Origin of the sequence: Aurantimonas marina (genome assembly GCF_017183135.1) — a bacterium.
GTDB lineage: Bacteria > Pseudomonadota > Alphaproteobacteria > Rhizobiales > Rhizobiaceae > Aurantimonas > Aurantimonas marina.
Map to the genome: position 1 here is coordinate 1 of NZ_JADDXW010000031.1, position 12,708 is coordinate 12,708.

Here is a 12,708-nt window from a genome sequence, read left to right on the forward strand (position 1 = left end):
GCGGACGTTCACGAGACTGAAGGAACTGGGGTTCATCAAGCTGATCGATTCCCGCAATATCGAAATCCTGCGAGGGAGCGCGCTCGGTGACATGGGCGAGTGACGGATCGACGCCCGTGCCGACAGGCGGTGCGCAGATGGAGGACCTGAGCCGTGCGCGGCGCCCTTGCACTCCGAAGCGTCGACCGGAGTGTGGAGGCAAATCGGCGTCTGCGCAGAAAAAGGAGAGGGCAAAGTCCGCGTGAACCAGGACTGGTGCTGCCGGACAGGATTGAACTGTCGACCTCTCCCTTACCAAGGGAGTGCTCTACCACTGAGCTACGGCAGCGTTGGGCGCTATCTCTCCGATTTCGGTTGACACGTCAACACACGGTTACCGGAAAAGCGGTGTTGGCCAATCAAAGTCGCCAAGCGTCCGCCGCCAGGCCGGGGCAGCGGCACCATCATATTTTTCCGGGGCGCCGCTGTCGAAACGCTGGACAGCGTCCTGGAGCTTTTCTATAAGGCGCGAGCTTTCACCGGCTTGACGTTCCGCATTCGGGGCGTTTCGGCGAAACGGCGCCCAGGTAGCTCAGTTGGTAGAGCATGCGACTGAAAATCGCAGTGTCGGCGGTTCGATTCCGTCCCTGGGCACCATTATTTTCAAGCAGTTAGCGCTTTTTGCTTTGCCCTCGAAAGTACTTTTTTGCTAGCACAGCCTAGCTGATTTTTAACCATCTTTTCCATCAAAGCGTTATGCTGCCCTGCATAATACTGGGTAGTACATTGTTAACGCATTTGATTAGCAAATAAATCGAAATTATCCTGGCCCATGGAACGCAATAAAGCACAAGACCCATGATTTCATCTCAGGCCCATTTGATGCCAACCATCTACAGCGGCCACGAGTACCAATTGTTTACTCGTCCGGGCAATCCGTAAATCAATGCGCACTCTCAGTTGCAGACCAAGGCCAGCGCAGGGTCTCTCTGGTGATGCTGAGCGGCTGCGCCACCGTCGGTTCTGAGACGGGCGGCATCTCTGCATGCCCGCCGGTCGTGGAGTACAGTCGCGATCTCCGGGCGCGCGCGGCCGACGAGCTCTTGCTGCTGCCGGAGCGCTCAGTGCTGGCTGAAATGATGAGCGACTATGTCGTACTGCGCGAGCAGGCACGGGCGTGCAGGGCTCTCGAAGATCGGCCTTAGCTGCGCACTCTGGGGATTGATCATCCCTTACATCTCCAATATTGTGGAGATATGGATAAAAAGGACACCTTAGCCGCGCTGGCCGCGCTCTCGCAGGAGACGCGTCTCGACATCTTCCGTCTTCTGGTGGAGGCCGGCCCGGAAGGGCGCGCAGTGGGGCGGATCGGAGAGGCGCTGGATCTCCCTTCAGCCACGCTCTCGTTCCACCTCAAGGAGCTGAAGCACGCCGGGCTGGTGACGGTCCGGCGCGAGAGCCGCTCGCTCATCTACTCGGCCAGCTTCTCCACCATGACAGGCCTGATCGAATACCTGACCCGCCATTGCTGCGCTGGCGACCCGGCGGCATGCGGGATCGCTCCCCCGACGGCCGCCGCCCGGAAAGAGACCGCATGACCACCACGATTTATCACAATCCGAACTGCGGCACGTCGCGCAACGTGCTGGCGCTGATCCGCAACGCCGGCGAGGAGCCGGTGGTCATCGAATACCTGAAGACCCCGCCGAGCCGCGAGCGGCTCGTGGCGCTGATTGCCGCGATGGGCATTCCCGTGCGCGATCTCCTGCGCCGGAAGGGCACGCCCTATGACGAGCTCGGGCTCGACGATCCGAAGTTCTCCGACGACGAGCTGATCGACCTGATGCTCGCGCATCCGATCCTGATCAACCGACCGATCGTCGAGACCTCGCTCGGAACCCGGCTCTGTCGGCCGCCCGAGGCCGTACTGGAGATCCTGCCCAATCCGCAGCAGGGCGAATTCCGCAAGGAAGACGGCGCGCTTGTGGTGGACGCCAACGGACACCGGGTGAACGAGAGCTCCGCCCGATGAGCAACGACACCTACGCGCCCCCGGCCGAGGCCATCGCAGCACCGCCCGCCGGTATCGGCTTTTTCGAAAAATGGCTCTCGGTCTGGGTGGCGCTCTGCATCGGCGCCGGCCTGCTGCTCGGCAACATGCTACCGGGCCTGTTCGAAGCACTTTCCGGCCTGGAGATCGCGTCCGTCAATCTCGTCGTCGCGGTCCTGATCTGGGCGATGGTCTATCCGATGATGGTGGCGGTCGACTTCGCGAGCCTGTCGCATATCGGCGACCGGCCGAAGGGCCTGGTGCTGACGATCGTGGTGAATTGGCTCGTGAAGCCCTTCACCATGGCGGGGCTCGCCGTCCTGTTCTTCGAAGTCCTGTTCGCGGACCTGATCGCGCCGGCCGATGCGCAGCAATACATCGCGGGTCTGATCCTGCTCGGCGCCGCCCCCTGCACGGCGATGGTGTTCGTGTGGTCGCAACTGACGCGAGGCGACCCGACCTATACGCTGGTGCAGGTCTCCGTGAACGACGTCATCATGGTCTTTGCCTTCGCGCCAATCGTGGCACTGCTCCTCGGCGTCACCGACATCGTCGTACCGTGGCAAACGCTGATCCTCTCGGTCGGGCTCTACATCCTGATCCCGCTGGCGGCAGGGGCCGCCACGCGCCAATGGCTCGCTCGGGGAAACCGGGGCACGGAGGCTGAGGCAGCGGTCGCGCGTTTCACGGCCGCGGTGAAGCCTTTGTCGGTGATTGGCCTCCTGGCGACGGTCGTGCTCCTCTTCGGGTTTCAGGGCCAGATCATCCTGGAGCAGCCACTGCTGATCGCGCTGATTGCCGTTCCGCTCCTGATCCAGTCCTACGGCATCTTCGCGCTCGCCTATGCGGCCGCATGGGCCTGGCGCGTGCCCTTCAACGTCGCGGCGCCCTGCGCGCTGATCGGCACGTCGAACTTCTTCGAGCTCGCGGTCGCCGTCGCCATCAGCCTCTTCGGACTTCAATCCGGGGCCGCGCTCGCCACCGTGGTGGGTGTGCTCGTCGAGGTTCCGGTCATGCTGTCGCTCGTCGCCTTCGCCAACCGGACGCGGCATCATTTCCCCGCGGACGCCGGAGGCGCGCGGCATGGCTGACCATAATGTCCCGATCTAGGACCTGCCGAACATCGACCCTGCGTCGCTCCAGCCGATCGACGTAGCTGCGCGCGCCGGGCCGGGCGTGCCCACGCACCCGCCGCGCATCCTGATGCTCTATGGCTCGCTTCGGGCTCGCTCCTACTCGCGCTTTGCCTCGGAGGAGGCGGCGTGTGGCGCCCCATCGGTGACTGACTCGTCGCTTCCGGCGCATGAGTCCTCTAGCGCGTCCGAGGGACAGTGGCGTTGCTTGTCACCGGCGCTCGTCGCTAACATACCGATCGGGAGGCATTTTAGATGAACAGGAGGCGATTTCTCGCCGGAGCAAGCACGTGTGCGGCAGTCGGTCTCCCGGCCCTTGTGCGGGCTGTTGAGACATTCCGGCTTGGACTGACGCCGGTCTTTCTGGACAACGATGCCACTGTCATCGAACGCCTCAGATCAGCCTTCTCCGAAGCGATGGGCGAACCGGTAGATCTGATCCAGCGCAGGACGTATCAAGAGATCACGGCGACCATTCTGGACCGCTCGGTGGATGCAGCTTGGATCTGCGGCTATCCCTTCCTTCAGCATCGCGACAGCCTCGCGCTGCTCGGCGTTCCGGTTTGGCGCGGTCGTCCCCTGTATCAATCCTATCTGATCGTCGGGGCAGATGACACGGCGTCAGAACTCGAGGATCTCCGGGGCGATGTTCACGCCTTCTCGGATCCAGACAGCAACTCGGGCTACCTAGTGACCGCCTCGGATCTTGCCCGCCTAGGGGAGACGCCCGATCGGTTCTTCTCGCGCTCCCTGTTCACCTACGGGCACCGCAACGTCGTCCGCGCGGTTGCGGGCGGCCTGACCCGCTCCGGGAGCGTCGACGGTTATGTCTGGGAGACCCTGGCCAGTGTCGAGCCATCCCTGACCGCGCGGACGAGGATCGTGACCAAGTCGGAGTGGCTTGGGTTCCCGCCCTTCGCCGCCCGCGCCGACCGGGCGTCAGACCCCTCGGTCCGGAGGTTCGGTGCGGCGCTGAGGAGCCTGGATTCCTCCCCGGCCGGGCGCGACGCGCTTCAGCTTCTGTTCCTCGACCGAATCCAGGAGGGTGACATGACGCTCTTCGACGGAATCGCCGAGCGGATGGCCGAGCTCTCGGGGCGCTGACAATGCTGACACGTGTCGGGACGTGGCCAATCACGATACGGGTCGCCGTCGCGACTGCGATTCTCATGACCCTGCTCGGCCTCGTCGCATCGCAACAGGTCCTCTCCACGCTCGGCAAACTTCAAGACGCTCGGCTGCAGGAATACGCGCGGCTTCACGTCGAGGGCCTTGCCGTGGCCTTGGGTCCGTTCGCGCTGCACAAGGATGTGTGGGAGGTCTACGATACGCTCGACAGGGCGCGCGCGAACGCCTCGGGCGAACGTATCCTCTTCACGGTCGTAGCGGACGAACGGGGCCGCATTCTGGCCGCGACGGATCCACTGCGCGCACCGGTGGATGAAAGCATCGAGGCTTTCGCGGACGACGCTTTTCCGGTCAGCGAAGTGACCGCGGCGAACGGAGACTCGGTGGTACGGGTGATGGCGCCCCTGTCCGTTCAGGGCCGGGAAGTCGGACAGATCGTGACAGAACTCGATGTCAGCGATCTTGTCGCGCAACGCCGACACGCAACGCTCTCCCTCCTGGCAGGCAATGCGGTGGCGACGTTGATCCTCGTTCTCGCGGGATACTTCGTCATGGCGCGGATGCTGAAGCCGGTCGAACTGTTAGCACATCACATGGGGGAAGCGGGGGATGCACCGCATCCCATCCCGGAGGCGGCGATACCTCGCTCGGACTCGGTACTCGCAAGGCTCTTGCGCAACTTCAACAACATGGCGGGGGCGATCGACGCGAGGACCGAGGCCGAGCGGCGTCTCGCGGAGCGGGAACGCTTCGTCAGTCTCGGTCGGCTCTCCTCATCTCTCGCGCACGAGATTAACAACCCGCTCGGGGGGCTCCTGAACGCGACGGACACGATCCGCACCTACGCCGATCGCCCGGATGCCGTCCGGCAATCCGCAGAACTGCTCGACCGCGGGCTTCGTCATCTGCGGGATGTGAGCCGGGCCATCCTGGAAGAGAACCGAATGGACAGGTCGGACCGCCTACTTTCCGGGTCCGATTTCGAAGATCTGCGATTACTCTTCGAGCCCGAAACAACCCGTCGCGGGCAGCGGCTCGAATGGAAGATTAAGGGATGTGACAACGTCCTCAAAGGCCTTCCGTCGGCGCCTGTCCGGCAGGTCGCGCTGAATCTCCTGCTGAATGCGTCCTCGGCCGCGCCCGAAGGTGGCGTGGTGTCGCTTAGCATCCGTGAGGAGAACGACAGACTTCTGCTGGCGGTGACGGACGACGGGCCCGGGCTTTCGGAAACAGCCCGAGCCCGGCTCCTGTCCGAGGCGGCGCCGGTGGAGCCCGGCAGCGGGGTCGGATTGCGATTGGTTCGGGATCTTGTCGCCGGGCTTGGAGGCGGCGTCGCCTGCAATCGGTCGAATGGCCGAACGGAGGTGACTGTCAGTCTCCCAAGAGGGAAGGCTCAGCCATGTTGACGGGCCGCTATCTCGTCCTGATTGAGGACGATGCCCTCATGGGCAACTCGCTTCTGCAACGTCTGGAACTCGAAGGGGCCGAAGTCACATGGGTCAAGCAGGCAATCCGGGGCATCTGGGCCGTTCGGACGCCACGTCGTCCAGTCGATGCCGTCATTTGCGACATCCGCCTGCCTGACGGGACGGGAGAGGATATCTTCAACACGGTGTCACGCTCGATCACGCCTCCGCCGTTTCTCTTCATCACGGGACAGGGCGAGATCGACCAGGCCGTCCGACTCCTGAGGGCCGGCGGCGCGGACTACATGACGAAGCCCTTTGACACGTCGGCCTTCCTCGGGCGTCTCACCCAGATCCTGCGCCCGAATCCGAGCGTGGGTCTCCCGGCCCAGACCGGCATTTCACCACTTGCCCGACAGGTGGATGCTGTGGTTGCCGAGTTCGCGCGACACGATTGGCCGATCCTGATCCGCGGCGGACGCGGACTCGGAAAGGAAGGCATTGCGAGATGCATTCACGAGCTTTCCGACCGCTGCTCCGCCCCCTTCCTTGCGGTCAATGCCTTCCGGGACGATTTGCCGGCTGACGAGCTTGTCGCCGCGTTCGAGACCATTTCCGACGGTACCCTGTTCGTCAATGGTGTGGGGCGTCTGGATGGCGCAGGCCAACACCGCCTGATGGACGCTCTCGAGAACGCCCCGTTCAGGCTCATCGCCTCCTGCGGCACCCGGATCGAGGAGAAGGCCGAGGCGGGCGACTTCCGCTCCGACCTCCTGTACGTCCTTGTCGCGAACGAGATCGTGGTGCCGCCCCTTTCACAACGGGGCCAGGACGCCGTCTGGCTGGCGGGTCAGATGTTCAAGGCTCTGAACGAACGACGCGAGGTGCCGATGCGCGGGCTTTCCGAACTCGCCCTGACAGCCATCCGCGATCATGACTGGCCGGGGAACGGGCGCGAACTGCGGTCCCGGCTCCTCCGCGCCATGGACGTCGCGACCGGCGACTGGGTCTATCCGGCAGATGTGTTTCCGGAACTGAACCAGGAACACCTGGAGGTTCAGTCCCTGTCGGAAGCCAGAGACGTCGCCGAGCGCCGCCAGATCATCAAGGCGCTCGAGCGCACGGGCGGGCAGATCGCCGAAACGGCCCGTCTCCTCAAGGTGTCGAGAACGACTCTCTGGGAGAAGATGCAGAAGCTCGGTCTTTGACGATCGCAGACGTTCGGAAATCCGAACGCCTCCAATTCTATAATATAAATAATATCTTATTGTCTCACCGCGCACCGATGGACGTTCACATCCTGCCCGGGAATTGAGCTACGCTGCTCAAAACCTATCCAGGGAGGACTCTATCCATGAAATGCAATCGATTGGTCGACGCAGGACGTCGACAGTTTCTAAGGGGCGGCATGATGGCCACGGCGGGTGCCGTTGCCACGACGGTCGTGACGCCAGAACAGGCCAAGGCGCAGGCGCTTGCCCGCGTCGACATGCCGACGAACCGGTTGGCCAATCTGGCCGATCTGGCGGTCAACGAGCCGATGGATATCGCCTATCCCGATGCCGACAGTCCGGGCGTTCTGCTCAAGCTGGGCGAAGCCGTCGAAGGCGGTGTTGGTCCGGATGGCGACACTGTCGCATTCTCGGTGCTCTGCCCGCACAAGGGCTGGATGCTGAGCTATTCGGCCGAGGACAAGAGCCTCAACTGCCCCGGGCACCATTCGCGCTTTGACTGCGAGGCCGGCGGCCAGCAGATCTGGGGCCATGCCACCAACAACCTCGCCCAGTTCCTGCTGAGCGTGGATGACAAGGGCGATATCTACGCGAACGGGGTCGACGAGCTAATCTACGGTCGCCTCTCGAACGTGCTGTAAGGGAGAGAGACATGGCTTACAAAAGACAGATCGACCGTCTGCCGATCATCCCCGCAGACGCCAAGGAACACAACGTTACCTGCCACTACTGCATCGTCGGTTGCGGCTACAAGGCCTATACCTGGCCAATGAACAAGCAGGGCGGCACCGCCCCGAACCAGAACAAGTTCGGCGTTGACCTGAGAGAACAGCAGTATCAGGACACCGAGGCGTGGTATGCGCCGTCGATGTACAATGTCGTCAAGCAAGACGGCAAAGACGTGCACGTCGTCGTCAAACCGGATGTGGATTGCGTCGTGAACTCGGGCCTCGGCTCGATCCGCGGCGCGCGCATGGCCGAAAACCGCCCCTCGAAGGTGACCGGCACGCAGCAGCAGCGCCTGACAGACCCGATGGTCTGGCGCAACGGCACTTGGCAGCCCACATCCTGGGACGACGCGCTGGACCTTGTTGCCCGGGTCACGGCACGCGTCGTCACCGAAGGCTCCGAGGATGATCTAGTTGTATCCATGTTTGACCACGGCGGGTCTGCTGGCGGCTATGAGAATACCTGGGGTACCGGCAAGCTCTACTTCGAGAGCATGAAGGTGAAAAATTGCCGCATTCACAACCGCCCGGCCTATAACTCAGAGGTGCATTCTACCCGCGACATGGGGCTGGGCGAACTGAACTATGCTTACGAGGACTACACGCTTACCGACACGATCTTCATGGTCGGTGCCAACTCGATGGAGACTCAGACCAACCTCTATCTCAACCACATGGTACCGGGCCTGCAGGGCGGCGCAAAGATGGTTGTTGTCGATCCGCGCCGCACGCTGACGGTTCATTCCTCTGAGCAATATGCCAGGCCGGAGAACGTACTGCACCTGGCGATCAACGAAGGCACGGATATGGCGCTGTTGAACGCCATCTTTACGCACATCGTCGATCAGGGCTGGACGGATTCCGAGTTCATCGCAAACTCGACCTTCCAGGGCGGCGAAGCCGTTGCCGAGGATAGCGCGCATCCCGCAGGCCTTGGCAGTCTCGACTATGCCATGCAAACCTGTCGCACCTCGCTTGACGAGGCGGCGGATATCTGTGGCGTGTCGGCCGCCGACATCCAGAAGGCAGCCGAATGGATCGCCATGCCGCATGACGATGGCAGCCGCCGCAAATGCGTGACGGCATACGAGAAGGGCATCATCTGGGGCAATGACAACTACCGTACCATTGGTGCGCTGGTGAACATCGCCCTGGCCACAGGCAATATCGGCCGCGAAGGCGGCGGTGTGTGCCGTCTGGGTGGCCACCAGGAAGGCTACTATCGTCCGTCCGATGCTCATGTCGGTCGTCCGGCGGAGTATGTCGACCAGTTCCTGATCCGGGGCCTGGGCGGTGTGCATCACATCTGGGCCTGCGACCACTACAAGACCACGCTGAACGCCGCAGAATTCAAGCGGGTTCACAAGCGCCGGTCGGACATGGTCAAGGACGCGATCGACGCCGCCGCCGGGGGAACCCGCGAGCAGATGGTCGACGCCATCGTTGCCGCGATCAATGCCGGTGGCCTGTTCGTGGTGGACGTGGACATCATCCACAGCCAGATCGGCCAGAACGCGCATGTGATCCTGCCCGCCTGTGAATCGAATGAGATGAACCTCACCTCGATGAACGGCGAGCGGCGCCTGCGCCTGTCTGAAAGATACATGGACCCCTATGGCAATTCCAAGCCAGACTGCCTGATCGCGGGGGAAATGGCCCAGAGCATGGAGCGCGTGCTGCGCGAGATGGGCAACGACGCCTATGCCGACCAGTTCAAGGGCTATGACTGGCAGACCGAGGAAGACGCCTTCATGGACGGCTACAATGCCGGCAACCCGGAAGTGACCTACGACCGCCTGCGCGCCATGGGCAACAACGGGGTGCAGGAACCGGTCGTCGGTTACGGGAATGGTGAGCTTGTCGGGACCAAGCGGCTCTATGCCGATGGCAAGTTCGACCGGCATGGCCGCGACGACAAGAAGGCGTTGTTCTGTGCGGCGGGCTGGCGCGGCTGGCAGGCTGCGGGCAAGGCCCGTGAACAGGCCGCCCACACGTTCTGGATCAACAACGTTCGGGCCAACATCTTCTGGCAGAACCAGTTCCTCGATCAGAAGAACGAGTTCATCCAGGACCGCTTCCCCTATCCGTTCATCGAGATGAACCCCGATGACATGGTGGAGATGGACCTGAATCCAGGCGATCTGATCGAGATCATCAACGACAACGGTGTGACGCAGGGCATGGCCTATCCAACGGCCTCAGCCAAGCGCGGGCAGGTTGCGATGGTCTTTGGTTCACCCGCGGGTAGTCAGGGTAACGTGGTCAACCCGGGTGTGAATGAACTGGTCCTGCCAGATTACAAGCACTGCTGGGGCGATATCCGCAAGATCTCGCACGCGACAGCGGAGACAGCAGCGATCTCCTTCAAGGCCAAGGAAGTCTCGCTCTGAACATTGTTTGAAGTCTCGACTGTGGCGCGTCGAAGCGCGCGCCACACTTTCTCCGATCCGGGGGCTCCAATGCTGCTTGCTTATGTAACCATGTCCGGGCGCGTGCGGTCGATGAATTTATTTCGCAAGTCGTCAAGGCTTTCGAAAGTGATGGCCTGCGAATGGCCGGAACTGTCCGCGAAAAACCTGTCGATCTGCTGGGGCATCCCTGCGACATGGATCTGCGCGTGCTTCCGGACGGGCCAGCGTTTCGCATCAGTCAACCGTTGGGATCGTATGCGAGGGGATGCCGCCTGGATAGCGGTGCGATCGAAACCATCGCAGCCGCGGTGGAGGCGCGTCTCGCTGATGCGGACATTCTGATTATCAACAAGTTCGGCAAGCAGGAGGCGCAAGGCCGTGGTCAATGTCCCGCCATCTCGATAGCGATGGAGTTGGGAGTTCCGACGCTGGTCGGCGTAAACAAGATGAACGTGCCCGACTTTCACGCGCTCTCGGACGGGATCGCAGAGCCCTCGTCGCCAGAGATGCATGCCGTTCGTGAATGGTATCGTTTGGCCGGAGTTCCCAAGCGTCTGACCGTGGCCTGAAAGCCCGAGGCCCGCCGCGCCCAATTTGAGGTTCATCAATCATTTACAGATGGTTGTCGAACAGACGGGACGGGCCTATTGCCAGAGACGGTTGGACGTCAGGCCCATCCTCTCCGCCACTTGGCCTCGCGAAAGCGTTCTCCCCATCCGGCTGCGGCCGGATTTTCTCGTTGTTTTCGAGGGTTATGCGGGAGGGGCTGAGCACTGGCCCTGTCGCCGGGAGGCTCGTCGCATCGTTCCCCGCCCGCGGGACGGTGCCTGGCCGGTGATGTAGCCGATCAGCCCGAGTGAATTTTCGGTCAATCCTTCCTGGCTGATGACCAATAGTCCGGCCTCGCGCGCAAGACTGGTCCGTAATTGTGCGAGGTCATTGGCAATAACCGGCGTGAAGCCGGCGTCCGTCAGCACCGCATGGAGCGTTCTGCCATCATTGCCGTAGGGCGCGTAGATGACGACAGGCAACTCGGCGGACGACGGTATGCGGTCGCCGCCCCCGTTCATTGCGTCGGCATCGGCGATGGACTGCCCGGCGGCGGTTGGCTCCTCGATACCACTGGAAAACTGGCCATACTTCTTGGTTGTTGGCTTTGTGGCCGACTCTTTTTCGATGACATCGCGGTTCCGCTTTCCAGTGGGTCGGGAATGCGGACCATTTCGGCACATCCGCGACGTGTCAAGGCGACGCGTCGCAGCCCGGGGATGGACCGCGGCGGGACAATATTCGCTTGTGGGACGGCCCGAAAAACCTAAATAACGCGCCGGCGGCCGTCGCTTTCCCGGCTATGGATATTTTTCCTGCGTGCTCGCCGCGTCGCCGATGCGGCGGAGTGCCGCTTCGCTCGGACATGGTCCGCCCGCCGCGCGGCTTCGACGAATGCCGATACCCGTTGACCGAAGTGATTTGGCGGCGGTCTTGCGGCTGAAAGACCGCTGATCATCCAGGGCCTTTGCAGGCTGTCACCAGGCTTGCACCCCGCTGCCTGGCTTAACCTTTCAGCAAAGCCCACATCGTTACAAGGGATTGCTTATAAAACCCTGGATTGTCGCCATGTCCCTTCGCACTCGCCTTTTCGTTTCGGTCGTGTTCGCTGCTTTCGTTGCGGCGCTTGCGGTCGGCATACCGCTGTTTCTCGGGGCGGAGCGTCTGGTGGATCGGGCCGCCGAGCGCGAGCTCGCCATCATGGAGCGCAAGCTCGACCGCTCGATCGACGCCGAGGTCAAGAAGGCGCTCAGTCTCGCGGCTCTGGTCGCCCGCCAGCCGGCCGTTGGCCAGGCCGTCGCTTTCAACGATCGTCAGCGTCTGGCGGATATCTTCGTGCCCGGCTTCGATGCGATGAAGACGCAATACGGGGTGGAACAGTTTCAGTTCCATACCCCTCAGGGCATTTCCTTCCTGCGCGTCCACAAGCCGGAAAAGTTCGGCGACGATCTGTCCTCGTTCCGCTTCACGGTCATGGAAGCCAACGCCAGCAAAAAGCCGGTGATCGGGCTCGAACGCGGACGGGCCGGCGTCGGTGTTCGGGCTGTCCATCCGGTCGAGTACAACGGCCGCCATGTCGGAACCGTCGAATTTGGCCTGGGCTTCGGGCAGGAGTTTCTCGCTGGACTGACCGACGGCGCCGACGACGAGGGGGAAATCTACATCTTTCCGATGGAGGAAGTGGCGGCCTTTGCCTCCAAGGATGCCGCCAACGCCCGTTCGGCGGCAACCTTCGAAGGTGCGCCGCTGCTCGACGGCGCCACGCTGGCACGTGTGCGCGATGGCGAGACGGTTCCGACGGCCGTTGTCATCGACGGTCAGCCCCATGTCGGTGTCGCCCGTCCGATCAAGGACTTCGCCGGTAATGTCTCCGGCGTTGCGCATTTGATGACCTCGCAGGCGGCGCTGCAGGCCATCTCGACGGAAATCAGTTGGATTGCCGCCTTCGCCGCCCTCCTCGCCATGGGGCTCGCTATCGTCGTCGCGCTGTTCGTCGGCCGTCGCATCGGCGGCGCGATCAGCGGCATGGCCGACAGGATGTCCCAACTCGCTGGCGGCGATCTGACCACGGAGATTCCGGCCTTGGAGCAGA

10 protein-coding genes, 2 tRNA genes and 1 pseudogene are annotated in these 12,708 nt (G+C 62.5%); 11 read left to right on the forward strand and 2 right to left on the reverse strand.

Annotated features, from left to right (window positions below):
• Nucleotides 1-253: 253 nt before the first annotated feature.
• A tRNA-Thr gene (locus ING15_RS18830) sits at nt 254-328 on the reverse strand.
• Nucleotides 329-560: 232 nt separating this feature from the next.
• Between ING15_RS18830 and ING15_RS18835 the strand changes: the two genes are divergently transcribed.
• From ING15_RS18835 to ING15_RS18885, 10 genes and pseudogenes are all read left to right on the forward strand, one after another.
• Nucleotides 561-636, forward strand: a tRNA-Phe gene (locus ING15_RS18835).
• Between the two features lie 599 nt (nt 637-1,235).
• A complete protein-coding gene (locus ING15_RS18840; protein WP_206456388.1) occupies nt 1,236-1,577 on the forward strand; it encodes an ArsR/SmtB family transcription factor in 342 nt (113 codons plus the stop codon).
• Entirely contained in the window at nt 1,574-2,011 is a 438-nt protein-coding gene (gene arsC / locus ING15_RS18845; RefSeq protein ID WP_206456389.1) for an arsenate reductase (glutaredoxin), read from the forward strand. Before ING15_RS18840 ends, arsC begins: the two co-directional genes overlap by 4 nt.
• Nucleotides 2,008-3,120, forward strand: a complete 1,113-nt coding sequence (arsB, locus tag ING15_RS18850) for an ACR3 family arsenite efflux transporter (protein WP_206456390.1) — start codon at nt 2,008-2,010, stop codon at nt 3,118-3,120. The genes arsC and arsB overlap by 4 nt, the downstream gene beginning before the upstream one ends.
• A gap of 297 nt (nt 3,121-3,417) precedes the next feature.
• Nucleotides 3,418-4,266, forward strand: coding sequence for a substrate-binding domain-containing protein (locus ING15_RS18860; protein WP_206456391.1), 849 nt, complete (start codon nt 3,418-3,420; stop codon nt 4,264-4,266).
• A gap of 2 nt (nt 4,267-4,268) precedes the next feature.
• Nucleotides 4,269-5,696 carry a sensor histidine kinase gene (locus ING15_RS18865; protein ID WP_206456392.1) on the forward strand — a complete coding sequence of 476 codons (1,428 nt, stop codon included), beginning with the start codon at nt 4,269-4,271 and terminating at the stop codon, nt 5,694-5,696.
• Nucleotides 5,690-6,904 (forward strand): sigma-54-dependent transcriptional regulator, encoded by a 1,215-nt coding sequence (locus ING15_RS18870; RefSeq protein ID WP_206456393.1) that lies wholly within the window; start codon nt 5,690-5,692, stop codon nt 6,902-6,904. The genes ING15_RS18865 and ING15_RS18870 overlap by 7 nt, the downstream gene beginning before the upstream one ends.
• Before the next feature lie 200 nt (nt 6,905-7,104).
• Entirely contained in the window at nt 7,105-7,569 is a 465-nt protein-coding gene (locus tag ING15_RS18875; RefSeq protein ID WP_232845884.1) for an arsenate reductase (azurin) small subunit, read from the forward strand.
• An 11-nt stretch (nt 7,570-7,580) separates the two neighbouring features.
• Nucleotides 7,581-10,046 carry an arsenate reductase (azurin) large subunit gene (locus ING15_RS18880; protein ID WP_206456395.1) on the forward strand — a complete coding sequence of 822 codons (2,466 nt, stop codon included), beginning with the start codon at nt 7,581-7,583 and terminating at the stop codon, nt 10,044-10,046.
• A gap of 107 nt (nt 10,047-10,153) precedes the next feature.
• Nucleotides 10,154-10,636: pseudogene (locus tag ING15_RS18885) on the forward strand (DUF2478 domain-containing protein); the annotation flags it as partial.
• 183 nt (nt 10,637-10,819) lie between these two features.
• On the opposite strand, the gene ING15_RS18890 reads toward ING15_RS18885, so the two are convergent.
• Nucleotides 10,820-11,299 carry a hypothetical protein gene (locus ING15_RS18890; protein WP_206456396.1) on the reverse strand — a complete coding sequence of 160 codons (480 nt, stop codon included), beginning with the start codon at nt 11,297-11,299 and terminating at the stop codon, nt 10,820-10,822.
• A gap of 385 nt (nt 11,300-11,684) precedes the next feature.
• Between ING15_RS18890 and ING15_RS18895 the strand changes: the two genes are divergently transcribed.
• Nucleotides 11,685-12,708: cache domain-containing protein (locus tag ING15_RS18895; protein ID WP_332873865.1), on the forward strand; the 1,024-nt coding region annotated here is incomplete at its 3' end.